This is a genomic window from Duganella alba, assembly GCF_009674495.1.
Taxonomy (GTDB): Bacteria; Pseudomonadota; Gammaproteobacteria; order Burkholderiales; family Burkholderiaceae_D; genus Rugamonas; species Rugamonas alba.
The window spans coordinates 1-22,538 of sequence record NZ_WKJN01000052.1; the positions used below are offsets into that span (position 1 = coordinate 1).

Genomic DNA, 22,538 nt, shown 5'->3' on the forward strand with positions numbered 1-22,538 from the left:
CAGTATTACTCTTAGTACTTCTTGTGGAGCATTTAATGCTTTTAGTTTCGCGGCACCGAAGTACCGCGTGCACTTGCATCAAACGCCCACATTTATCGACTGTAAATTTTTAAAGATCTTGTTCGGTGTTGCTAGCTGAAGAAGCGTTTTGTTCATCAGCGAAGAGGCAAGATTATGAAGCGTTTCAACCATCTCGTCAAGCTCTTCTTTTTCCCGCTTCACTCTGCATTTGCATGCGTCGTTTCGTGAGGGACAGAATCATAACAAGGGCTGCGCAGTCTGGCAAGGGTAGAATGTTGGATTCTTCGATACACACGATAGATCCATGTCCATCTCCCCTACTCGCAACGACGCACTTGCCGCCCAACTCGACCACGCTATTAATAACAAGACCAAGCCACTGGGCAGCCTGGGCGTGCTGGAGACGCTGGCCAGGCAGATCGGCCTGATACAGAACACCCGCGACATTACGCTGACCAAGCCTTCCATATTAGTGTTCGCTGCCGACCATGGCGTGGTGGCCGAAGGCATCTCAGCCTACCCGCAGGACGTGACCTGGCAGATGGTCGAGAACTTCCTGGCGCGCGGCGCGGCCATCAACGTGCTGGCCGCACAAAACAACTGCGCGCTGCGCGTGATCGACGCCGGCGTCAATCACGACTTCGGGCCGCGCGACGGCCTGACCGACCGCAAGCTGGCGCACGGCACCCGCAACTTCGCCCAGGAACCGGCCATGAGCCGCGACCTGTGCCAGACCGCACTGGCCGCCGGCATGGCGCTGGCCTCGGAACTGGAAGGCAATGTGGTCGGCTTCGGCGAAATGGGCATCGGTAATACCACCGCCGCCGCCGCGCTGATGCACAAGCTGACCGGCATCCCGGTCGCGCAATGCGTCGGCGCCGGCACCGGCCTGTCGGCGGAAGGCATCCTGCACAAGCAGCGCGTGATCGAAGCGGCCGTCGCCAGGCACGCCCACGCCATCGAACCGCTGGACGTGCTGGCCACCTTCGGTGGCCTCGAAATCGCCATGATGGCCGGCGCCATGCTGAAAGCCGCCGAGCTGCGCAAAGTGCTGCTGATCGACGGTTTCATCGTCACCTGCGCGCTGCTGGTCGCGGCCCGCATGCACCCCGCGATTCTGGATTACTGCGTGTTCGCCCACTGCTCCGACGAAAACGGCCACAAACAGATGCTGGCCGCGCTGGACGCCAAGCCGCTGCTGAACCTCGGCCTGCGCCTGGGCGAAGGCACCGGCTGCGCGCTGGCGCTGCCGCTGCTGCACGCCGCCGTCAATTTCCTGAATCAGATGGCCACGTTCGAATCGGCCCAGGTCAGCGAAAAGTCGGAATAACGATGCATCAAGTCCGCCTGTTCTTCACCGCGCTGCAATTCTTTACCCGCCTGCCGATCCCGCGCTGGGTGGGTTTTGATCCATCGTGGCTGAACCAGGCGTCGCGCTATTTTCCGCTGGTCGGCGTGGTGGTCGCACTGATCACCGGCGCCGCCTACGCGCTGGCCGCGTGGTTCCTGCCGCCGCCGGTGGCGGTTGTCATTTCCACTGCGGCGGGCATCTACGCCACCGGCGCCTTCCATGAAGACGGCTTCGCCGACATGTGCGACGGCTTCGGCGGCGGCATGACGCAGGAGCGCGTGCTGGAGATCATGAAGGACTCGCGCATCGGCGCGTATGGCGCCATCGGCACCCTCTGCATGCTGGCGCTGAAGCTGGTGACACTGTCGATGCTGCCGCCGCTGGCCGCCATCGGCGCGCTGCTGGTGGCGCATCCCTTGTCGCGGTTGATGGCGACGTCGCTGATCTGGCGCCTCGACTACGCGCGCGCCGAAGGCAAGGCCAAGCCGCTGGCGCAAAAGATGAGCAGCGCCGAATTCCTGATCGCCGCCATCAGCGCCGCCCTGCCAGCGCTGGCCGTGGTCGCGCTGCGCTGGCTGCCGCCGGCCGCGCCGATCGCCGGCGTGACTGCTGCGATCATCGCCACCATCTGGCTGGCGCGTAAATTCGTTCGCCGCATCGGCGGCTACACGGGCGACTGCCTGGGCGCGGTCCAGCAGGTCACGGAGATCATGTTTTACCTGTGCGCGCTGGCCGCCATGCAGCATGGCGCGCTGCCGGTGTAAGCCATGCAGCTGATACTGGTCCGCCATCCGCAACCGCTGGTCGCGCCGGGTGTCTGCTACGGCAGCACCGACCTGGCCATCGCTCCCGGCCACCTGGAACAGACACTGGCCGCGCTCACGCTGCCGGCAAACCTGCCGATCTACTCCAGTCCCCTGCGCCGCTGCGCCGAACTGGCCGAACGACTGACGCCATCACCCCGCTACGACCAGCGCCTGGTGGAAATGCACTTCGGCGATTGGGAAATGCAGCCATGGGACGCCATCCCGCGCGCCGCCATCGACGCCTGGGCCGCCGACATGGTCCACTACCATCCCGGCGGCGGCGAAAGCGTGCTGCAAGTGGCCGAACGCATCGCCGCTTTTTATCGCGAGCTGACCCAAGACGCCATCATCATCTGCCACGCCGGCGCCATGCGCTTGCTGTTCGCCTGCCATGCCGGATTGCCGCCGGCGGCAATGGCTTTGCAGGCCGCGCAAACCGCCCATCAAATTCCCTACGGCGCCATGTTGACCCTGAAACCCGTATAATGCGAGGGTTTTGGTGCTCGCGCGTCTGTCCAGATGCGCAGTTAAACGGGAAACACGGAGCCGATCTCAATGGCCAACGTGTGCTGCCCCCGCAACGGTAAACAAGTGTCGCAGCGTTACGCGGCAAGCCTCCTCCAGCAACCACTGTGCCACGGCATGGGAAGGTGAGGTGGCCCGACTTGTCAGCCCGGATACCGGCCAAACCAGGTGGAAGTGAGCGCAACGCCTCGCTTCTTTACACAGTTGGCCCACGGGGACGTCGGCCAGCCGGAATTAACAGAAAATTATCATGACCCTTCGTATTTCCCGTCCTGCGGCCCTGTCGTCGCTGGCATTCGCCATGGCTGCCTGCTATGCGCACGCTGAACCAACCGATACCGTCGTCGTTACCGCCACCCGCACGCCACAGCCGCTGGCCAACGTCATCAGCGATACCATCACCATCGGCCCTGAGCAGATTGCCGCATCCGGCGCCGGCTCCATCGTCGACCTGCTGCAGCGCCAGCGCGGCATCGAGATCGCCCGCAACGGCGGCGCCGGCACCGCCTCCAGCGTCTACATCCGTGGCGCCAACAGCAACCAGAACATCGTGCTGGTCGACGGCGTGCGCATCGGCTCCTCGACCACCGGCGCCGCCAACTGGAGCGCCATCCCGCTGACCGCCATCGACCATATCGAAATCGTCTACGGTCCACTGAGCTCCCTGTACGGCGCCGACGCCATCGGCGGCGTGATCCAGATCTTCACCAAGAAAGGCAAGGGCGCGCCGGAAGTGACGGCCTTCGCCGGCTACGGCAGCGACAAGACGCGCGAAGCCGACGCCACCCTGTCCGGCGCCACTGGCGGTGAGCACAGCTTCAGCTACGCCATCAGCGCCGGCAAGGAAAAATCGGATGGCTTCTCGGCCACCCGCCCTGGCCTCTCCAGCTACAACCCGGACCGCGACGGCTACGACAAGGAAAACGTCTCCGGCCAATTCAGCCTGCAAGTGGCGCCTGGCTACGAAGCCGGCGCGCTGTTCTTGCACAGCAAACTGGAATCGCAGTACGACAACGGCGCTTCCGCCTACGACGTGCGCAGCAAGGCCGAACTGGAAAGCGCCGCCGTCTACGGCAAGGCCAAGTTCGTGCCGAACGTCGACACGCTGCTGCAATACTCGGAAAGCAAGGACAAGGGCCAGAACTGGGGCAGCGCCGCCGCTTCGGGCTACTCGCGCATCGACACCAAGCAAACCGACATCACGCTGCAAAACGATGTGCGCATCGGCGCAGACGTGCTGCAACTGCTGTACGACCACCGCAAGGAAGAAGTGTCGACCAACGGTTCGGAAGCGCTGAACCGCGACCGCACCACCAATTCGTGGGCCGCTTCGTACAACGCCCGCCGCGGCGCCAACCTGCTGAACGCCAGCATCCGCCGCGACAACGCGGTATACGGTTCGAAAAACACCGGCTCGATCGGCTACGGCTACGACATCAGCGCGCAGCTGCGCGCCACCGCCAGCTACGGCACCAGCTTCCGCGCGCCGACCTACAACGAGTTGTACTACCCAAGCTACGGTAACGTTAACAACAAGCCGGAACAGGGCAAGAACGCGGAAGTTGGCCTGCGCTGGGATGACGGCGTCAATGCCCTCAGCGCCAGCTACTTCCACAACCAGCTGACCAACCTGCTGGTCAACACCACGCCATGCCCGTTCGGCACCGCCGGCTATGCCTTCGGCTGCGCCTACAACGTCAACAAGGCGCTGCTGGAGGGCGTCACCATCGCCGGCGCCACCAAAGTGGCCGGCATCGACCTGGCCGCCAATCTCGACCTGCAGGATCCGAAGGACGACACCAGCGGCAAGCGCTTGCAGCGCCGCGCCAGGAAGCACGGCAACGTCACCGCCGACTATAGCATCGGCGCACTGAAGACCGGCGTGGAACTGGAGTTCTCGGGCGACCGTTATGACGACGCCGCCAACAAGGTCCGTCTGGGCGGCTACGGCCTGGTGAACCTGTACGCGACCTACACCTTCACCAAGGACTGGTCGGCGCTGGTCCGCTGGAACAACATCGGCGACAAGCAGTACGACCTGGCGCGCCTGTATGCGACGCCTGGTTCGAAGGTGTTTGCCGGCATCCGTTACGGCTACAAATAATGGTGTAACCTGCCGGAGTTGGATTCCTCGCTCCGGCAGTTTTTTTGAAAGCAGTGCATGCATTCTTTCTCCCGCAATCTGCGACAGCGCGCCGCCATCACCCTGGCCGGGTTGCTGCTGTTCGCGTTTGCCAGCCTGATTTTCTCGGGCATGACCGGTTCGGTCTCGATTCCCCTTTCCGATATTCCCGCAGCGCTCAATGAGCTGCTGCATGGCCAGAACTCCACGCTGGCGGCCACCCTGCTCGATCTGCGCGTCAGCCGCGCGGTCGCCGCCTTCGTCACCGGCGCCGCCCTGTCGCTGGCCGGCGTGATGATGCAGGCCTTGCTGCGCAATCCCCTGGCCGATCCCTATGTGCTCGGCATCTCAGCCGGCGCCTCCGTCGGCGCACTGGCCGCGCTGCTGTTCATGTGCGCCGCCTGGATGGTGGATGCCGCCGCATTCGGCGGCGCCGTCGCCGTCTCCATGATGCTGTACCTGCTGGCCCGGCGCGACCTGCGCGGCGGCACGGCGGCCGAAGGCGGCACCGCGCTGCTGCTGTTGACCGGCGCCATCCTGTCCTCCGCCTGCATGGCGCTGGTGACGCTGATGTTGTCCATTGCGCCGGAAAGCCGCCTGCGCAGCATGGTGTTCTGGATGATCGGCGATTTGTCCGGCACGCAGATGCGCTGGCTGCCGTGGATCGTGCTGTTCGCCGCGCTGGCCTTCGCGCTACGCAGCGCGCGCGCCATGAACGTGATGGCGCTGCATGCGGAAGCCGCCGCCACGCTGGGCATCCGCGTCGGCCCGCTGCGCAAAGGGCTGTTCTTCATCTCCGGCATGCTGACCGCGAGCGCCGTTACCAGCGCCGGCGCCATCGGCTTCGTCGGCCTGATCGTGCCACATGCCTGCCGCTTTGCGGTCGGCCCCGATCACCGCATCCTGATTCCGGCCGCCACCATCGCCGGCGGTTCCTTCCTGATGCTGGCCGATACGCTGGCCCGCACCGCCATCGCACCGCAGCAGTTGCCAGTGGGCGTGGTGACCGCGCTGATTGGCGCGCCGGTCTTCCTGTATCAACTACACCGGTTGCGCAAATGATCGCCACCCATCATCTCTCACTGAAAGCCGGCCAGCGCCAGCTGGTCACGAATCTCGACTGGCAGGTGCATGAAGGCGAATGCTGGAGCATCATCGGCCGCAACGGCGCCGGCAAGAGTACGCTGATGCGCGCGCTGGCCGGTCTGCGCGCGCCGGAAGCAGGCCATGTCACGCTCGGCGGCCGCACCTTGTCCGAGTGGCCGCTGGCCGAACTGGCGCGCCAGCGCGCCTTCCTGGCGCAAAGCCGCAGCGACGCGTTTTCCTACAGTGTGATCGAAACCGTGCTGTCGGCGCGCCATCCCTACCACGACAACCGCTACTGGGAAGACAGCGACGACCACGCCATCGCCATCAAATCGCTGGAAGCGATGGAAGTGGCGGACCTGGCGTCGCGCGACGTGCGCACCTTGTCCGGCGGCGAACGCCAGCGCGTGGCGATTGCCGCCATGCTGACGCAGGACACGCCGCTGCTGCTGCTCGACGAACCCGCCAATGCGCTGGATCTGGCGCATCAGGTCAGCGTCATGAGCATCCTGGCGCGACTGTGCCGCGAACAGGGCAAGACCGCCGTCATGATCGGCCACGACCTGACGCTGGCGCACAGCGTCTCCACCCATGCGCTGCTGCTGAAGGGCGACGGCCGCTGGCTGGCCGGCGCCAAGGAAGACGTGATGCGGCCGGAACTCCTCGGCGATTATCTCGGCCATCCGATCGACGTGATCCAGCACGGCAAGCGCAGTATCTTTATCCCGAAAGAGGACTCAGTATGAGCGACGACATCAACGAACGCCATCGCGTGCGCATGGAGCGCAAGAAGGCGATCATCGACGCCAAGATCGCATCCGCCGACAAACAGATCGGCATCATCATCGTCAACACCGGCAACGGCAAGGGCAAAAGCTCCAGCGCCTTCGGCATGGCGATCCGCGCGCTGGGCCACGGCATGAAAGTGGGCGTGGTCCAGTTCATCAAGGGCGCGCTGCAAACCGGCGAGGAACGTTTCCTGCGCCGCTTCCCGGAAGAGATCAGCTTCCACGCCATGGGCGAAGGCTACACCTGGGAGACGCAGAACCGCGAGCGCGATATCGCCAAGGCACAACTGGCGTGGGAGCAGGCCAAGATCTTCCTGGCCGATCCCGAGATCGGACTGGTGGTGTTCGATGAGCTGAACATCGCGCTCAAATACAAGTACCTCGACGTCGAGGTGGTCATCAACGACCTGCTGGCGCGGCCGCCGATGCAGCACGTGGTCATCACCGGCCGCGGCGCGCCGCCGGAGCTGATCGAGATCGCCGACACGGTCACTGAAATGGACGTGGTCAAACACGCCTTCAAGGCCGGCATCGGCGCACAGGCGGGGACGGAATGGTAAAGGCACTGCTGGTTGCCGCCGTCTCCTCGGGACAGGGCAAGACCACCGTCACCGCCGCGCTGGCGCGCAAGCTGGTCCGTCTGGGCAAGCGCGTGCGCGTCTTCAAATGCGGCCCGGACTTCATCGACCCGATGCTGCTGGAACGCGCCAGCGGCGCGACGGTGCGTTCGCTGGATCTGTGGATGGTCGGCCAGGAGCTGTGCAGCCAGCAGCTGTCGCAGGCCGCCGCCGAAGCGGACGTGATCCTGATCGAAGGCGTCATGGGCCTGTATGACGGCACGCCCTCTTCCGCCGACCTCGCGCGCGCCTTCGGCGTGCCGGTGATGGCGGTGATCGACGCATCGGCCATGGCGCAAACCGCCGGCGCGTTGGTGCACGGCCTGCGCGACTACGGCCCGGTGGAAATGGCTGGCGTGATCGCCAATCGCGTCGCCAGCGAAGGCCACGCGAAAATGGTGGCGGCCTCGCTGCGCGACATTCCGCTGTTCGGCACCCTGCCGCGCCAGGCCAAGTCGCTGCCCGAGCGGCATCTAGGCCTGGTTCTGCCGGGAGAAGTGACCGACATCGATCAGCTGCTCGACAACCTGGCTGACCAGCTGGTGTTCGATGAAACGGCTTGGGACAGCCTGCGTTCTGTCGATATCGTCACCACGGCGCCGGCGGCGCCGCAGGAGCCGCTGCTGGCCGGGAAAACCATTGCCATCGCGCGCGATGCGGCGTTCATGTTCATCTATCCGGCCAACCTGGACACGCTGCGCACCCTGGGCGCGACGCTGAAGTTTTTCTCGCCGCTGGCCGATGACGCCGTGCCGGCGGAAGCCGACGCGGTCTATCTGCCGGGCGGCTACCCGGAACTACATGCGGAGCAGCTGACGCAGGCGGCGACCTGGCAGACCTCGATCCGCGCTGTTCATGCGGCAGGTACGCCCATCGTCGCAGAGTGCGGCGGCATGATGGCGCTGGCCGATACCTTGGCCGACCAGAAAGGCGCGGTCTGGAATATGGCCGGTCTGCTGCCCGGCGCTGTGGCGATGCAGCCACGCCTGGCGGGCCTCGGGCCGCAAGGGCTGTCCACGCCGCAGGGCATCCTGCGCGGACACACCTTCCACTATTCCAGGCTCGATACCAAAGTGGAGCCGGCGGCGTACACTGTCAAACATCCCTCCGCTATACAGGGCGAAGCCTTGTACAGCGTCGGTTCGCTGACAGCTTCGTATTTTCACGCCTATTTCCCATCCAATCCGGCGGCAGTCGCCGCCTTGTTTTTGAGGAGTGAGACATGACACGTACACTGGTTCTGGGCGGCGCCCGTTCCGGCAAAAGCGCCTACGCAGAACGACTGGCCGCCGACTCGGGCAAGGAAGTCGTCTACATCGCCACCGCCACTGCCGGCGACAGCGAAATGGCCGCCCGCATCGCCCACCACCGCACCAGCCGTCCGGCCGAATGGACCACCGTCGAAGAGCCGCTGGCACTGGGCAACCAGCTGCTGCGCTGGTCTTCGCCGGACCGCCTGATCATGGTGGACTGCCTGACGCTGTGGCTCAGTAACCTGCTGTTCAGCGGCGGCCAGGAATATCCGGAAGTCGGCGAGATCACGCTGCCCGCACTGTTCCACGAACAGCAGGACATGCTGGCGAGCGCGCTGACCAAATGCGCCAGCGACGTGGTGCTGGTATCGAATGAAGTTGGCCTGGGCATCATGCCGATGGGCGCTGTGTCGCGCTGCTTCATGGATGAGCAGGGGCGCCTGAACCAGTCCGTCGCCGCCATCTGCGACCGCGCGGTATTTGTCGCCGCCGGCCTGCCGCTGGTGTTAAAAGGATAGCCGTGCTAAGTGGATTGAGCTTTTCCACCATCGCGCTGTTGATGGTGGCGGGTGTGCTGCTGGATTTGTGGTGGGGCGAGGTGCGCCGCTGGCATCCGCTGGTCGGCTTTGGCAATTGGTCGATTGTGCTGGAGCGCTGCCTGAACCAGGGCGGAATGCGTTTTGCGCGTGGCATGCTGGCATGGATGCTGGCCGTGCTGCCGCTTACCGCGCTGGCGGCGTTGCTGGTCTGGGCGCTGGCCGTGCCGCTGGCGCAGGCTGTAGCACACACGCTGATGCTGTACTTCTGCCTTGGCATGCGCAGCCTGCGCGACCATAACCTGCCGATCGCCGATGCGCTGGCCCACAACGACCTGGCCAACGCGCGGCGCCTGACCTCCTATATCGTCAGCCGCGATACCACCAGCGCCAGCGAAATCGAACTGACCAAGGCCAGCGCCGAATCGCTGCTGGAAAACGGCAATGACGCGGTATTCGGCACGCTGTTCTGGTTCATCGTCGCCGGCGGTCCCGGTGCGGTGCTGTTCCGCATGGCGAATACGCTGGATGCGATGTGGGGCTATCGCACGCCGCGTTTTCTGCAATTCGGCTGTTCCGCCGCCCGCATCGACGATGCGCTCAATTACATTCCTGCGCGCTTGACCGCGCTGTCCTATGTGCTGCTGGCGCCGGGCCTGCAAGGCAAGCGCCGCGCGTGGCAGTGCTGGCGCGCTCAAGCGCCGGCATGGGATAGTCCGAACGCCGGGCCAGTGATGTCCAGCGGCGCCGGAGCGCTTGGCGTGGAACTGGGCGGCGCAGCGATCTATCATGGCGAAGTGGAATACCGCCCGAGGCTGGGCCAAGGTCCGGCCGCAGTCGGCGCGGATATCAATCGCGCATGGCGGCTGGTCGCGCGCACCACGGTGTTGTGGCTGGCGGTTGCGTGCACCGCCGCCGCACTGATGGAGTACGCACATGCTTGAACATGGCGGCAATCTGCGCGACGCCGCAAAACGCTTCGGCCGCGACGACTGGCTCGATCTGTCGACCGGCATCAATCCGCGCTGGTATCCAGCGCCGCAGGTAGCGGACAACGCGTGGCACCGGCTGCCGGAGCCTGATCCTGCACTGGCCGCGGCGGCCGAGGCTTTCTACAACGCACCGAAAATGCTGCCAGTGGCCGGCACGCAGGCGGCGATTCAGGCACTGCCGCGATTGCGCATGCCTTCGCGCGTCGCGGTCAGCGCGCCGTCGTATGCGGAGCATGCGCACCACTGGGCCAGCCACGGTCACACGATGACGCTGACGCCCTACACGGAGCTGGGCGCCGCCGTCGCACACAACGATGTGGTGGTCGTCGTCAATCCGAACAATCCTACCGGCGAGACTGTGCCGGCGACGCAGCTGCTGCAATGGGCCGACCAACTGGCCGCGCGCGGCGGCTGGCTGGTGGTGGACGAAGCATTCGGCGATACCGCGCAGGACAACAGCGTGGCCGCGCACAGCGGCCGTCCTGGATTGATCGTACTGCGCTCGGTCGGAAAATTCTTCGGCCTTGCCGGCATCCGGCTGGGCTTTGTGGCCGCCCATGCGGATCTGCTGCGCGAGCTGGCGGACCAGCTGGGGCCATGGACCATCAGCGGCCCGGCGCAACAGATCGCCACGGCGGCGCTGACCGACCAAACCTGGCAAACCAATACGCGCGCCGAACTGCACGCCAGCGGCGAACGTCTGCACACGCTGCTCGCCGCACATGGCATCGACGCCACGGGCACACCGCTATTCCAGTGGTGGCCCGAATCGCAGCCGGAAGCCTTCTGGCAGCACATGGCGGAGCGCGGCATCTGGGTACGACTTTTCACGCACGCGGCACGCGGCATCCGCCTCGGCCTGCCGCCGGATGAAGCAGGCTGGCAGCGCCTGCAAGCAGCACTTACCGAATGGACCCACAAATGAAAAAACTCCTCCTGGCAGCAGCACTGTTTGCCGCCGCCGTCGCCGCCAACGCGTCGCCTGTGACCGTGCGCGATGACGACGGCAATGTCGTCACGCTGCCCAAACCTGCGCAACGCGTCATCGCCATGGCGCCGCATGTGACCGAGCTGCTGTTCGCCGCCGGCGCGGGCGACAAGATCGTTGGCGCCGTCACCTACAGCGACTACCCGGAAGCGGCCAAGAAAATCCCACGTGTCGGCGACAACCGGCTGATCGACATGGAACGCGTGGCCGCCATGAAGCCGGACCTGATCGTCATCTGGATGCATGGCGGTTTCGAACGCCAGATCGAAGGACTGCGCAAGCTGGGCATCCCCCTGTTCCACAGCGAGCCGGCCAAGCTTGACGCCATCGCCGACAACGTCGAGCGCCTTGGCCAGCTGATGGGCACCGAGTCTGTCGCCAACGCCACCGCCGCCGACATCCGCCAGCAGTTCGCCGCGCTGACCAAACAGTACGCCAGCCGTCCGCCGGTGCGCCTGTTCTACCAGGTCTGGGACAAACCGCTGTACACCTTGAGCAGCAAATCCATCGTCAGCGATTCGATCCGCCTGTGCGGCGGCGTCAACATCTTCGCCGACCAGAAGGTCACCGCGCCGGTGGTCAGCATCGAGGCCGTGCTGCAGGCGAACCCGGAAGCCATCATCGGCACCAGTGAAAAAGACTACGGCAGCGTCGACCTGTGGAAGCCCTATGGCACGCTGCTGGCGGTCCAGAACAGCAACCTGTTCCGCTTGCAGGGCGACCTGCTGAACCGCGCCGGCCCGCGCATGGTCGCCGGCACCAAGGCGCTGTGCGAAAAAATCGACGAAGCCCGCCAGCACCGCAAGAATTGATATGTCATTCCCCTACTCCACCCTGATGGTTCAGGGCACCACCTCGGACGCCGGCAAGAGCACGGTGGTGGCGGCGCTCTGCCGCCTGCTCAAACGCCAGGGCGTGCGCGTGGCGCCGTTCAAGCCGCAGAACATGGCGCTCAACAGCGCGGTCACTGCGGACGGCGGCGAGATCGGCCGCGCGCAGGCGCTGCAAGCGATTGCCGCCGGCGTCGCGCCGCATACCGACATGAACCCGGTGCTGCTCAAGCCATCGAGCGACATCGGCGCGCAGGTCATCATCCACGGCAAAGTACGTGCCGAGATGAACGCCCGCGACTACCACCAATACAAGACCGTCGCCATGCAGGCGGTGATCGAATCACATGACCGCCTGCTGCGGCAATACGATTGCGTGGTGGTGGAAGGCGCCGGCAGCCCGGCCGAAATCAACCTGCGCTCGCGCGACATCGCCAACATGGGCTTTGCCGAAAAAGTCGACTGCCCGGTGATACTGGTGGCGGACATCGACCGTGGCGGCGTGTTCGCCCACATCGTCGGTACGCTGGCCTGTCTGTCGGAGAGCGAGCGCAGACGCACGATCGGCTTCGTCATCAACCGCTTCCGTGGCGACATCAAGCTGCTGGAGCCGGGCCTGGAATGGCTGGAACAGCAGACCGGCAAACCGGTGCTGGCGGTGCTGCCCTACCTGCACGGCCTGTTCCTTGATGCCGAAGACGCCGTGCAGCCGGTGCAGGCTTCGCGCGGCGCTTTCCGTGTCGTGGTCCCCAGCCTGCCGCGCATGAGCAACCACACCGATTTCGACGCGTTGCGCGCCCATCCCGACGTCGACCTGCACTTCGTCCGCGAAGGCCAGCCGATACCGGCGGCGGACCTGATCATCCTACCCGGCAGCAAGAACACGCGCGGCGACCTGGCGTGGCTGCGCGCGCAAGGCTGGGAACAGCAGATCAACCGTCACCTGCGCTACGGCGGCAAAGTGATCGGCGTCTGCGGCGGCTTCCAGATGCTGGGCCGCGACGTCACCGACCCGCTGGGCATGGAAGGCAAGGCTGGCGCCTCGCCCGCCCTCGGCCTGCTCGACATGAGCACCGAAATGAGTCCGGACAAGCGGCTCACGCAAGTCCGGGGCGTGTGCGCCTTCGGCGCCGGCGACGCTCCTGTCAGCGGCTACGAAATCCACATGGGCGTTTCGACAGGCAGCGCGCTGGCCACACCAGCCTTCTTCATCGACGGTCGCCCGGAAGGCGCGCTGTCGGCGGACAGCCAGATTCTCGGCACCTACCTGCATGGCCTGTTCGACACGCCACAAGCCATCAGCGCCCTGTTGCGTTGGGCCGGCCTCGACTCGGACAACACCGTGGACACCTCCGCCCTGCGCGAAGCCAGCCTGGATCGCATCGCCGACGCCGCCCAGCCACTCCTCGACGCACTGATCGCACTCAAATGAATCCGCATGCCTACACCGACGCCGAAATCTCCGGCGTCTACCGCGCCATCCGCGAACGCCGCGATGTACGCCACTTCAAAACCGATCCGCTGGAACCGGGACAACTGGAACGCTTTCTCGGCGCGGCCCACAATGGCCCCAGCGTCGGCTACATGCAGCCATGGCGCTTTGTCCGCATCACCGACCAGGCGCTGCGCGTCCGCATCCACCAGCACGTGAACGAAGAGCGCATCAAGACCGCTGAAGCGCTGGGCAAGCGCGCCGACGAATTCATGAAACTGAAAGTGGAAGGCATACTGGAATGCGCGGAAGTGCTGGTGGTGGGCCTGATCGACAAGCGCGATCAATACGTTTTCGGCCGCCGCACCATGCCGGAGATGGATCTGGCCTCCGCCGCCTGCGCGCTGCAGAACTTCTGGCTGGCCGCCCGCGCGGAAGGCATCGGCGCCGGCTGGGTATCGATGTTTGATCCCCAGCAGCTGCGCGACATCGTCGGCATGCCGGAAGGCAGCCAGCCGATCGCCGTGCTGTGCGTCGGCCATGTGCACGAATTCTACACCGCCCCCATGCTGGAACTGGAAAAATGGGACCAGCGCCGCCCGCTCGGCGACATCCTGTTCGAAAACCGCTGGGATCAACCGGCTTAGCCAGCCTGGCACTCCTCCAAGCGGCGGTTGCCCGGCCCGGCCAGCACGCGCAGGCTGCGTTCCGTCGCCGCCGTGAACTCGTGGTGGAACACCGTATCGACAAAGCGCCAGTCGCAGCGCACCTGCTCGTGGCTGGCGGTGACGATCATGTAACCGCGCTTGCTGGTCTGCGCGTAGTACAGCGGCTCAATCAGGTCCACCATCATGTTCGCCACATCTTCCGGATCACGGTCCGGATACGCGCCTTCCATGCCGGGCGATGACACCGACGCCGTCGCAAACTCCACGCCCACCTGCCTGCCCTGTGCATCGTGCAGGTCGCTGGCCCAGGCGTTGTGCGTATCGCCCGCCAGCACCACCAGGTTCTTGCGGTGCTTCAGCATCATCTCGAACACCTGCTCGCGGTCGGCCTGGTAGCCGTCCCAGGAATCCAGGTAGCACGGCAAGGTCGCGCCGGACAGCCAGCGCTTCTCCTTCTCGTTCACGCAGGACGGATCGGCGGCGGCGCGCTTCTTCAACGCCGAAAAATCACTGCGGTTGCACTCGCCCATGACCACGGCGGTGGGATACTCCATGCGCGCCATCAGCACCTGCTGACCCAGCATCTGCCAGCGCGCGTTCGAGCGGCTGACCTGTCCTTCCAGCCACGCCATCTGTTCATGGCCGATCATCTGCCGGCGCGGCGAGCACACATCCTGCTTGTACTTCTCCACGTCGAAGTGTTTGTGTTCGTCGTAGTAGGACGACATCATCAGTTGCTGGTCACGCGCGATCAGGCGCGTGTCCAGCATGTGCAGCGAGACGATGCCGCCGAAATCGAACGAGCGGTAGATCTTGTCAGGCGCCGACATGTCCGGCACGCGGATCGGCATCCACTCGTGATACGCGGTCAGCGCCGCCTGCTTGCGCAGCGCGAACGGCCCGTACTTGCCGTCCTTGTGGTCGACCGAGCCATCGCGCCAGGTGTCGTCGGCGAACTCGTGGTCGTCCCACACGGCGATGAAGGGCATGGCCGCGTGCACCGCCTGCAGATCCGGATCGGAGCGGTACTGCGCATAGCGGCGGCGGTAATCGTCCAGCCGCAGCAGCAGTTCGCGCGGCTCGGACACGCGGCCCAGCGTCTCGGCATTGCCGCAGGCGTAGCCGGTACTTTCGTATTCGTAGATGTAGTCGCCGATGTGCAGCGCGGCGTCGATATCGTTCTGGCGCGCCGCGTCGGCGTAGACGTTGAAGTAGCCGGCCGGATAGTTCGAGCAGGAGAACACCGCCAGCCGCACCTGCCGCACATCCGCGCGCGGCAGCGTCTTGGTGCGGCCCACCACCGACTTCTCGCTGTCGACGGCAAACTGGTAATAGTAGACATGCCCCGGCAGCAGGCCGGCGGCATCCACCTTCACCGTGTAGTCCTTGTCCTCGGAAGTGACCACGCTGCCATGCGCGACCACCTGCTGCATGGCCGGATCGGTCGCCATCTGCCAGCGCACGGCGACATCGCCGGCGCGCGCCGGCGTCACGCGCGTCCACAGGATCACGCGATCGTTTAATGGATCGCCGCTCGCCACGCCATGCCGGAAGCCGGCCGCCACGCCATCGCCCAAGCCGGAAGCCGTGCTGGTGCAGCCGCCCAGGCCCGCCGCGCTCACGCCCAGCAGCGCAGTGGAAGCGGCCATCTGGCGGATAAAGGTGCGGCGTGGTGGCTTGATATCCATATGCTCTCCCGTAGGCCATAGCGATGCCCGCAACTTACGCCCGATACATGACGCCCTTATGACGACAGTGTTTGTTTTGTGTGACAATCACACCTATGAATGCCACCTCCTCCGCCAAGCGCTACCTGCCCTGGGTTGTCGCCACCACCCTCTTCATGGAGCAGCTGGATTCGACGGTTGTCAATACCGCCATCCCGGCGATGGCCGCCAGCCTGCAAGTCACGCCACTGAGCCTGAAGGCCGTGGTCACCAGTTATATTCTCAGCCTGGCCGTGTCGATCCCGGTCAGCGGCTGGATGGCGGACCGCTTCGGCACGCGCCGCGTGTTCATGACCGCGATTGCCATTTTCACCATCGCCTCGGTGCTGTGCGGCCTGTCGGTCAATTCGCCGATGCTGGTGGCGTCACGCCTGCTGCAAGGCTTCGGCGCGGCGATGATGATGCCGGTCGGGCGCCTGACCATCGTCCGCACCTTCCCCAAGAACGAGCTGCTGGCGGCGATGAATTTCGTCATCATCCCGGCGCTGATCGGTCCTCTGCTCGGCCCCACCATCGGCGGCTTGATCGTGCACTGGATGACGTGGCGCGACATCTTCTTCATCAACGTGCCGGTGGCGCTGGTGGCGCTGTTCCTGGCGCACCGCCACATGCCGGACTATCGCGAAGAAAATACCCGGCCGCTGGACTTCATCGGCCTGGTGTTGTTCGGCACCGGTATCGCGCTGTTGTCATGGCTGCTGGAGGTATTCGGCGAACATAAGCTGGATGTGACCTCGGCTGCGGTACTGCTGTTCATCGCCTGCGCGCTGCTGGCCGCGTATGTGTGGCATGCGCAGGATGCGCCGCACCCGCTGCTGCGGCTTGCCTTGTTCAAGATCCGCACCTTCCGCGTCTCGGTGCTGGGCGGTTTCGTCACGCGCATCGGCGTCGGCGGCCTGCCGTTCCTGCTGCCGCTGCTGTATCAGTTGGGCCTGGGCCTGCCGGCCTGGCAATCGGGCCTGCTGATGATGCCGTCCGCTGCGGCGGCGATGGGCATGAAGGTGATTTCGGCGCGCGTGCTGGCGCGCTTCGGCTACCGCCAGGTGCTGACGGTGAACACGCTGCTGATCGGCCTCACCATCAGCATGTTCTCCTTCGTGCAATCGGGTACGCCGCTGTATGTGATCGTGGCGATCAGCCTGTGCCTGGGCTTCTTCAATTCGCTGCAGTTTTCCAGCATGAACACCATCGCCTATGCGGACGTGGACGGCCCGAATTCGAGCATGGCCAGCACCATGGCCAGCTCGATGCAGCAGCTGTCGATGAGCTTTGGCCTGGCGGCCGGCTCGCTGGTCACCGGCTGGTTCCTCGGCGACCTGCCGCAGTCCAACCGCGCGGCCCTGACCTCGGCGCTGCATCACGCCTTCCTGACGCTGGCGGTGCTGACGGTGCTGTCGTCCTTCACCTTCTGGACCTTGCGCAAGACCGACGGCGAATCCATCAGCCACGCCAAGCGGGCGGACGAAGAATCAGGCGATTGACGTAAGGGTCGAGCAGCAGCGGTCCCTGATAGCGCTCCGGCGCATAGCGGTAGGCATAGCTGGGCAGCAGCGAATACTGGATCTGCAACATCAGGCGCGGTTGCAGCGCCGGCGCCGCGCCCTTGTGGATGCCGGCCGTATCCACCGCGAAGCAGAAGCCGCGCGTGCCGATGGCGGTCAGCAGCATCTCGGCGCTGTGGGCGCCTGCGATCTCGCTGTCGCTGTAAAACCGCAGCCGCATCGGCGCCTGCGTCAGGTGGCTGCCGTGCAGGTAGACATGCGGCCCGGCGCCATCATCCACATCGGTCAGGTAGACCAGCACCTTCAGGTAGCGCCAGTCCTCGGAATCGCGATGGAAGGCCTGCAAGGCGCTGTCGTCGCCCGGCACCGGAAACGACCAGCGCAATCCCAGCGCGGAAATGGTCGGCTTGCACTCCATGTAGCGCGCCGCCAGCCCCAGCAGCGGCGGACTGTTGGCCAGCGCCAGAATGTGCGGACAGGCGATCACGTCGCGCAAATGGTAGTCGGCCACGCGCACGTCGTCGGTGCGTTGCGCCAGCGTGAAGCCGGGACGCTCATGGTCGCGGTCGGTCAGCAGCTTGTCGGCCAGCCAGGCGCGGATATCGTCGCATTGGGCGGCGTCCAGCAGATTGCCGAGCGGCGCATAGCCGCTGCGGCGCAGATCGACCAGCGCCGTCTCTTCGCTGGGCGTGCATGCATATAACTCCTTGCCTGCGCCTTGACGCAGCCGCAGCGCACCACTCAACGCGCGCACCACCAGCCGGCGCAACGCGGGATAGGTCACGATACGCTGACTGTAGTACAACAGGCTTTGCAGCGGAGCAAACCGGCGGCCGGGTTTCAGCTGCGCATATTCCATCGGGCGATCCTCCCTGGGTCATCCCTGAGAAGGTAACAACCCGGTGGCAAGCCGCCTTGATGTGGGCTAAACCTTGGTGCGGCGGCGTGCCATCACGCCCAACAGCGCCAGGCCGGCAAACAGCATGGCGTAGGTGGATGGCTCCGGCACGGCGGCCAGCACCGTGGTGTAGGTGCCGTCGAAGGCGTAGGTCGCTCCCTGGCCGTTGATGTGGGTGGCGCCCAGCAAGGCGAGGAAACTGGTGTCGGCCGAATAATCGCCCAGCAGGCGGAAGGCGTAGACGCCCCAGGTGGCTTCGGTGAAGCTCAGCGTCTTGCCGTCCACCACGGCGCCCAGGGCGCCGAAGGTCAGCGACGAGCCGCCCAGCCGCACCGACGAATCGCCGGTCAGCGACAGGCTGGCGAACAGCTGGCTGCCGGCGCCGGCATTGGTCAGGCGCAGCGTGCCGCCGTTGAGGATCAGCGCGCTGTCGGCGGACAGGCGCTGGGCACCGTCGAGGGTCAGCACGCCGCCGCTCAACCGCGTGGCGCCGCTGTAGCTGCTGACGCCGGAGAAGGTTACATTGCCGCTTTGTACCTCCACCTGCTTGAAATTGCTGATCGCGCCGGCGTAGGCAAAGCTGTTGCCCGCACCCGGATTGAGCACCAGCGTGTTCTGGCCGCCGCTGCCGCCATTGATGCTGCCGCTAATCGTGCCGCCGGTGATGGTCACGCTGTTCTTGCCGCCGCCCAGCTCAATCGCCTTGCCGCTGCTGGCGCCGTTGATGGCGCCGCCGCTGACGATCACCGTGTTGTCGGCGTTGCCCTTGATCGCCGCATTGACGGCGCCGCCACCGATGATGGAGGCGCCGGCATAGTTGTTGATGGTGACGACATGACCGCTGGCCGCGCCCACGACAACGATGGCGGAATCGCTCTGGCCACGGATCACGCCGCCGCTCTGGTTGGTGATGGTGGCGTTGCCATACAAGCCTTCGCGGCCGCCGGTGCTCAAATCGTTGCCGGCCAGCGTGATGCCGCGTCCCACCGCATTGGTATTGCCGGTGCTGACCAGGCCTTCGATCGTGCCGGAGTTGACGATGGCGCCGCCGCCCACGCTGATGCCTTCGCTGTACGCCAGATCGGTCGTTGCGCTGAAGGCGTTGATGGAGCGTATCAGCCCGGTGTTGGTGATGTTGGCAAGGCCATCCACATCAATGCCGTCGCCATCGCCGGTGATGCCGCGGCCGGTGATGGCGCCATGATTGACGATGGTTGCGAGCTGCTTGTCGTTGAGGCCATCCAGATTGATGCCCGAGCCATTCAAGCCGCGAATGATGCCGCCCGCACTGTTGTTGACGCTCATGGCGAAGCTGGTCGCCGCATCCAGCTGGCCGCCGGTGATGCCGTGACGGCCGCCTTCGATCAGACCGGTCGGCAGGTTGAAGATCTGCACGCCGGAATTGTTTTGCGCATCGATACCGTCGCTGCCCTTGTCCGCCGTCGCGGTGATGGTCGACTGTATCGTGCCGCTGTTGTTGACCACGCCGTTGACGCCGGTACGCACCGCATCGGCATTGGTGGCTTTCAGCAGGCCGCCGGCCAGATTGTTGACGGTGTTGGCGCCCGAGGTGATGGCGCTGAAATCCACCGCCTGCGCGCCGCCCGCGCTGGCGTTCAGCGAAATCATCTGGCCGGCGTTATTCAGCGTGACGCTGCTCTTGGCCTTGTTCATCTGGATCACGTCGGCGTCGGCGGCCTGCATCACGGCGCCGCTGTTGTTGTTGACGATCAGGTTCTTCACGCCGGCGTTGTCGCGGATCGCGCGGCCGGTGCCGGTCTGGTCGATGATGCCGAAATTGTCGAGCGTGGCGTTGTCGCCGGTAACGTTGATGGCGTTGGCGTCGCCGGCGAGGGTCAGCGAACCGCCGACGCTGATCGTTCCCTTGCCGGTCAGCGTCTGCGTTGTCGTGCCGGCGCCGCTGACGGTGAAGTCAGCGGCGGTGGCGACGCCCAGCGGCAAGGCCGCGAGCAGCAGGAACTGCATGGCGGAAGAAGATTTCGGTGGTGCGATCGGCATGGCGTGTCCCGTTTATGAGCAAACTTTTAATATCCCATAAACTAATGACAAGCTTGTGACATCGGTGTGACTGCGGGACGACGCACCGCGCCCCGCAGCAACGCCGCGTCAGAACGAGGTCAGCGCCTTGCCGAACTTGATCAGCCACAGGCGGCTTGGACGCTCCGCATCCGTGCCGCGCGCAACGCGGATGGTGTTGGCCGCATTGCAGCCGGCCGCGCTGCTGGTGATGATGACGCCGTTCGCATCCACATTGCACTTGGTGACATCGGCGTCATCCACCGCCACGCCGTTGGCATCGAACACCTTGGTCTTCATGCCGAAGTCGTTATCGTTGGCCAGCGCGAGCGTGTTGCCGTCCACAATGGTCAGGCCCTCGGCTTTTTCCGCCAGCCAGCCGATCGCGTTCAGGTCCAGCAGCAAGGTTTTCTTCAGCGTGGTCACGGCGCTCCAGTCGGCGCCATTGACGGCTGCGCCGCCCATGCTGCTCTTCTCCAGATCGGAGGTGGTGACGTTGAACGCGGCGGCCGAAATATCGGTGGCCGCACCGATCTCCACCAGCATCAGCTTGTTGAATACCTTGCCGCTCGGCGCGGCGCCCTGCTCGATCACGATGAACTTGCCATTGCCCAGCGCAACCACGTCGCCCAGCTTGGCATTGCCGGTGCGGCCGTCCTGGTAATCCGTTGCAGCAAGTGGATAGGCGTACATCTTGCCGGCCTTGCCGGTGGTCGGATCGAACTCGGTCCAGCGGGTAAAGCGCGCATAACGCTCGATCAGCTCGCTCTTGCCGGTGACGGTGTAGGTGCTGCTGCCGTCGGTCAGCGGGCTTTGCAGGAATCCGTGCAGCTTGTCGGTGCTGGTGTCCAGCGCCAGGCCTTCCATGCCGCGGTTGGCACGGCGTTTCAGGAAGATGTCCGGCAGACCGGCGCCCGGTGCGTACTTGTTCAGGATGATGCCGGTGGCCGGGTCGATCTTGATGATGAACGGACCGTACTCGTCTGACACCCACAGCACGTTGCGCTTCTTATCGACGACGATGGCTTCCGTATCAAGGCCGTTGACGTCAAACGTGGCTTTGCTGTTGGGGTTGTACTTCATCTCGTCCAGCACCGGCAGTTCGGCCGAGTTGCCCACCGTGCCAGGAGGAATGGCCAAGCCGCTGGTCTTCACCGTGGCCGAGGCCTTGATCATCGTCGACGACGTCAGCACCGCGCCGGCCTTGCCGACGGTGATCACGCCGAACGCCGGTGCAAAGCTCGGCGAGGGGAAGATCTTGGCGCCGGTGACGCCGCTGCCGCTCAGCGATGGCAAATTCGGGCCGTCGCCGTTCGGGCCGCGATCGGTCAGGCCATAGAACTCCAGGTCGCCATTGGCGTTGGTGCCCTTGAAGGCCAGCGACGAGCCGTAGGATGGCAGGAAGCCCAGCGGGAATTCTTCCTTGACCTTGGCGTTCGCGCCTTCGTATGGAATATAGAAGCTGGCAGCGGCCTGCATCTGGTAGCGGGTGACGGTCACGGCGACGGCGCCCAGGGGCGTGGTCTGGCTGAAGCTTTCGTTGACCGGCGCGCCGAGCTTGGAGGCCAGCGTGTCTTCAAAGTGTTCGCGCACCAGCGCGCGGCGGGTGTCGTCGATGGTGCGGGCGGCGTACTTGGCGCCGGCGGCAGCCAGGTTGGCGCTCATCGCGGTGTTGAAAGCATCGGCGGAGGCGGTGAAGTCGGCGCTTTTGGCGGCCAGCGCGGTTTTCACGTCGGCGTTCAGCTTGATGCCGTTGGATGGATCGCTGTCGTCATCCAGTAGTTGCAGCGCCAGCAGGCGGTTGACCACCTTGGCGTTCTTGACGTCGGTGGTGCCGGCCAGTTCCAGCGGCGTGATGCTCGGCGCGCACAGCGCACTGCCCAGGTTGATGCCGCCGACGCTGAAGGTCACGGTGTCGCCGGCGTAGCAGGTGTATTCTCCCTTGGCGTTGGTGACGGCCTTGGCGGAGGTGCCGGACACGTAATCCAGGTTCTCTACCGTGTTGTCGAGGAAGACGCCGGTAATCGGCGTCTTGGCGGCCGGTTCGGTGGTGCTGTCGCTGCCACCACATCCTGCCAGGACGGAAAACACGGCAAGCGACACCAAGGAGAATTGTTTCATGCTGATCTCTACTCTAGTTATAAGATCAGCAAGCTTATCTACATTGCGTTACACGGTTGTGACAAACGCAAAAAATCCCCAACCAGATTTGATCCGGAAGGGGATTTTTCTAATAACTAGCTTGACGATAACCTACTTTCACACTGGTTGCAGCACTATCATCGGCGTAGAGTCGTTTCACGGTCCTGTTCGGGATGGGAAGGGGTGGGACCGACTTACTATGGTCATCAAGCTTTGA

At 64.7% G+C, this 22,538-nt stretch carries 19 protein-coding genes, 1 rRNA gene and 1 riboswitch; of the genes, 15 read left to right on the plus strand and 5 right to left on the minus strand.

Annotation, left to right across the window (positions count from 1 at the left end; translation table 11 throughout):
- Positions 1–325: 325 nt before the first annotated feature.
- From cobT to bluB, 14 genes are all read left to right on the plus strand, one after another.
- Positions 326–1,351, plus strand: a complete 1,026-nt coding sequence (cobT, locus tag GJ695_RS27920; protein ID WP_154370370.1) for a nicotinate-nucleotide--dimethylbenzimidazole phosphoribosyltransferase — start codon at positions 326–328, stop codon at positions 1,349–1,351.
- 2 nt (positions 1,352–1,353) lie between these two features.
- Positions 1,354–2,136 (plus strand): adenosylcobinamide-GDP ribazoletransferase, encoded by a 783-nt coding sequence (locus tag GJ695_RS27925; protein ID WP_154370371.1) that lies wholly within the window; start codon positions 1,354–1,356, stop codon positions 2,134–2,136.
- Between the two features lie 3 nt (positions 2,137–2,139).
- Entirely contained in the window at positions 2,140–2,664 is a 525-nt protein-coding gene (locus GJ695_RS27930; protein WP_154370372.1) for a histidine phosphatase family protein, read from the plus strand.
- Positions 2,659–2,881: riboswitch (cobalamin riboswitch) on the plus strand. (Overlaps the previous gene by 6 nt.)
- 72 nt (positions 2,882–2,953) lie before the next feature.
- A complete protein-coding gene (locus GJ695_RS27935; RefSeq protein ID WP_154370373.1) occupies positions 2,954–4,807 on the plus strand; it encodes a TonB-dependent receptor domain-containing protein in 1,854 nt (617 codons plus the stop codon).
- 57 nt (positions 4,808–4,864) lie between these two features.
- Complete coding sequence (locus GJ695_RS27940; protein WP_154370374.1) at positions 4,865–5,887, plus strand: FecCD family ABC transporter permease; 1,023 nt, start codon at positions 4,865–4,867, stop codon at positions 5,885–5,887.
- A complete protein-coding gene (locus GJ695_RS27945; protein WP_154370375.1) occupies positions 5,884–6,657 on the plus strand; it encodes an ABC transporter ATP-binding protein in 774 nt (257 codons plus the stop codon). The genes GJ695_RS27940 and GJ695_RS27945 overlap by 4 nt, the downstream gene beginning before the upstream one ends.
- Entirely contained in the window at positions 6,654–7,259 is a 606-nt protein-coding gene (cobO, locus tag GJ695_RS27950) for a cob(I)yrinic acid a,c-diamide adenosyltransferase (RefSeq protein ID WP_154370376.1), read from the plus strand. The genes GJ695_RS27945 and cobO overlap by 4 nt, the downstream gene beginning before the upstream one ends.
- Positions 7,253–8,542, plus strand: a complete 1,290-nt coding sequence (locus GJ695_RS27955) for a cobyrinic acid a,c-diamide synthase CobB (RefSeq protein ID WP_154370377.1) — start codon at positions 7,253–7,255, stop codon at positions 8,540–8,542. The genes cobO and GJ695_RS27955 overlap by 7 nt, the downstream gene beginning before the upstream one ends.
- The gene (cobU, locus tag GJ695_RS27960) at positions 8,539–9,087 is read left to right on the plus strand and encodes a bifunctional adenosylcobinamide kinase/adenosylcobinamide-phosphate guanylyltransferase (RefSeq protein ID WP_154361391.1); all 549 of its coding nucleotides are present in this window, start codon (positions 8,539–8,541) and stop codon (positions 9,085–9,087) included. Before GJ695_RS27955 ends, cobU begins: the two co-directional genes overlap by 4 nt.
- A gap of 2 nt (positions 9,088–9,089) precedes the next feature.
- The gene (cbiB, locus tag GJ695_RS27965) at positions 9,090–10,049 is read left to right on the plus strand and encodes an adenosylcobinamide-phosphate synthase CbiB (protein WP_166455354.1); all 960 of its coding nucleotides are present in this window, start codon (positions 9,090–9,092) and stop codon (positions 10,047–10,049) included.
- The gene (gene cobD / locus GJ695_RS27970) at positions 10,042–11,022 is read left to right on the plus strand and encodes a threonine-phosphate decarboxylase CobD (RefSeq protein WP_154370378.1); all 981 of its coding nucleotides are present in this window, start codon (positions 10,042–10,044) and stop codon (positions 11,020–11,022) included. The genes cbiB and cobD overlap by 8 nt, the downstream gene beginning before the upstream one ends.
- Positions 11,019–11,897 (plus strand): cobalamin-binding protein, encoded by an 879-nt coding sequence (locus GJ695_RS27975; RefSeq protein ID WP_154370379.1) that lies wholly within the window; start codon positions 11,019–11,021, stop codon positions 11,895–11,897. Before cobD ends, GJ695_RS27975 begins: the two co-directional genes overlap by 4 nt.
- Before the next feature lies 1 nt (position 11,898).
- Complete coding sequence (locus GJ695_RS27980; protein ID WP_154370380.1) at positions 11,899–13,347, plus strand: cobyric acid synthase; 1,449 nt, start codon at positions 11,899–11,901, stop codon at positions 13,345–13,347.
- Positions 13,344–13,994: a 5,6-dimethylbenzimidazole synthase gene (bluB, locus tag GJ695_RS27985; RefSeq protein ID WP_154370381.1), complete on the plus strand. Its 651-nt coding sequence runs from the start codon at positions 13,344–13,346 to the stop codon at positions 13,992–13,994. The genes GJ695_RS27980 and bluB overlap by 4 nt, the downstream gene beginning before the upstream one ends.
- Here the strand turns inward: bluB and GJ695_RS27990 are convergent.
- Positions 13,991–15,703: an alkaline phosphatase D family protein gene (locus tag GJ695_RS27990; protein WP_154370382.1), complete on the minus strand. Its 1,713-nt coding sequence runs from the start codon at positions 15,701–15,703 to the stop codon at positions 13,991–13,993. The two genes, bluB and GJ695_RS27990, sit on opposite strands and share 4 nt — an antisense overlap.
- Positions 15,704–15,798: 95 nt before the next feature.
- Here GJ695_RS27990 and GJ695_RS27995 point away from each other — a divergent pair, with 95 nt between their 5' ends.
- On the plus strand, positions 15,799–17,223 hold the full coding sequence (locus GJ695_RS27995; RefSeq protein ID WP_154370383.1) for a DHA2 family efflux MFS transporter permease subunit: 1,425 nt from the start codon (positions 15,799–15,801) through the stop codon (positions 17,221–17,223).
- Here GJ695_RS27995 and GJ695_RS28000 read toward each other — a convergent pair.
- The 4 genes from GJ695_RS28000 to rrf all read right to left on the minus strand — a co-directional run bounded on the left by GJ695_RS28000 (position 17,183) and on the right by rrf (position 22,532).
- Complete coding sequence (locus tag GJ695_RS28000) at positions 17,183–18,103, minus strand: phytanoyl-CoA dioxygenase family protein (RefSeq protein WP_154370384.1); 921 nt, start codon at positions 18,101–18,103, stop codon at positions 17,183–17,185. The two genes, GJ695_RS27995 and GJ695_RS28000, sit on opposite strands and share 41 nt — an antisense overlap.
- A 66-nt stretch (positions 18,104–18,169) precedes the next feature.
- Positions 18,170–20,161: an FxDxF family PEP-CTERM protein gene (locus GJ695_RS28005; RefSeq protein WP_154370385.1), complete on the minus strand. Its 1,992-nt coding sequence runs from the start codon at positions 20,159–20,161 to the stop codon at positions 18,170–18,172.
- 108 nt (positions 20,162–20,269) lie between these two features.
- Positions 20,270–22,300 carry an esterase-like activity of phytase family protein gene (locus tag GJ695_RS28010; RefSeq protein ID WP_154370386.1) on the minus strand — a complete coding sequence of 677 codons (2,031 nt, stop codon included), beginning with the start codon at positions 22,298–22,300 and terminating at the stop codon, positions 20,270–20,272.
- Positions 22,301–22,419: 119 nt separating this feature from the next.
- Positions 22,420–22,532, minus strand: a 5S ribosomal RNA gene (rrf, locus tag GJ695_RS28015).
- Positions 22,533–22,538 lie beyond the last annotated feature (6 nt).

Bases quoted from the DNA above. Each gene is read 5' to 3' on its own strand.
- bluB (WP_154370381.1), top strand. From the start codon at position 13,344: ATGAATCCGCATGCCTACACCGACGCCGAAATCTCCGGCGTCTACCGC.
- GJ695_RS27990 (WP_154370382.1), bottom strand. From the start codon at position 15,703: ATGGATATCAAGCCACCACGCCGCACCTTTATCCGCCAGATGGCCGCT.
- cobD (WP_154370378.1), top strand. From the start codon at position 10,042: ATGCTTGAACATGGCGGCAATCTGCGCGACGCCGCAAAACGCTTCGGC.
- GJ695_RS28010 (WP_154370386.1), bottom strand. From the start codon at position 22,300: ATGAAACAATTCTCCTTGGTGTCGCTTGCCGTGTTTTCCGTCCTGGCA.
- GJ695_RS27945 (WP_154370375.1), top strand. From the start codon at position 5,884: ATGATCGCCACCCATCATCTCTCACTGAAAGCCGGCCAGCGCCAGCTG.
- GJ695_RS27980 (WP_154370380.1), top strand. From the start codon at position 11,899: ATGTCATTCCCCTACTCCACCCTGATGGTTCAGGGCACCACCTCGGAC.
- GJ695_RS27940 (WP_154370374.1), top strand. From the start codon at position 4,865: ATGCATTCTTTCTCCCGCAATCTGCGACAGCGCGCCGCCATCACCCTG.
- GJ695_RS27925 (WP_154370371.1), top strand. From the start codon at position 1,354: ATGCATCAAGTCCGCCTGTTCTTCACCGCGCTGCAATTCTTTACCCGC.
- GJ695_RS28005 (WP_154370385.1), bottom strand. From the start codon at position 20,161: ATGCCGATCGCACCACCGAAATCTTCTTCCGCCATGCAGTTCCTGCTG.
- cobT (WP_154370370.1), top strand. From the start codon at position 326: ATGTCCATCTCCCCTACTCGCAACGACGCACTTGCCGCCCAACTCGAC.
- GJ695_RS27930 (WP_154370372.1), top strand. From the start codon at position 2,140: ATGCAGCTGATACTGGTCCGCCATCCGCAACCGCTGGTCGCGCCGGGT.
- GJ695_RS27935 (WP_154370373.1), top strand. From the start codon at position 2,954: ATGACCCTTCGTATTTCCCGTCCTGCGGCCCTGTCGTCGCTGGCATTC.
- cobO (WP_154370376.1), top strand. From the start codon at position 6,654: ATGAGCGACGACATCAACGAACGCCATCGCGTGCGCATGGAGCGCAAG.
- cobU (WP_154361391.1), top strand. From the start codon at position 8,539: ATGACACGTACACTGGTTCTGGGCGGCGCCCGTTCCGGCAAAAGCGCC.
- GJ695_RS27995 (WP_154370383.1), top strand. From the start codon at position 15,799: ATGAATGCCACCTCCTCCGCCAAGCGCTACCTGCCCTGGGTTGTCGCC.
- GJ695_RS28000 (WP_154370384.1), bottom strand. From the start codon at position 18,103: ATGGAATATGCGCAGCTGAAACCCGGCCGCCGGTTTGCTCCGCTGCAA.
- GJ695_RS27955 (WP_154370377.1), top strand. From the start codon at position 7,253: ATGGTAAAGGCACTGCTGGTTGCCGCCGTCTCCTCGGGACAGGGCAAG.
- GJ695_RS27975 (WP_154370379.1), top strand. From the start codon at position 11,019: ATGAAAAAACTCCTCCTGGCAGCAGCACTGTTTGCCGCCGCCGTCGCC.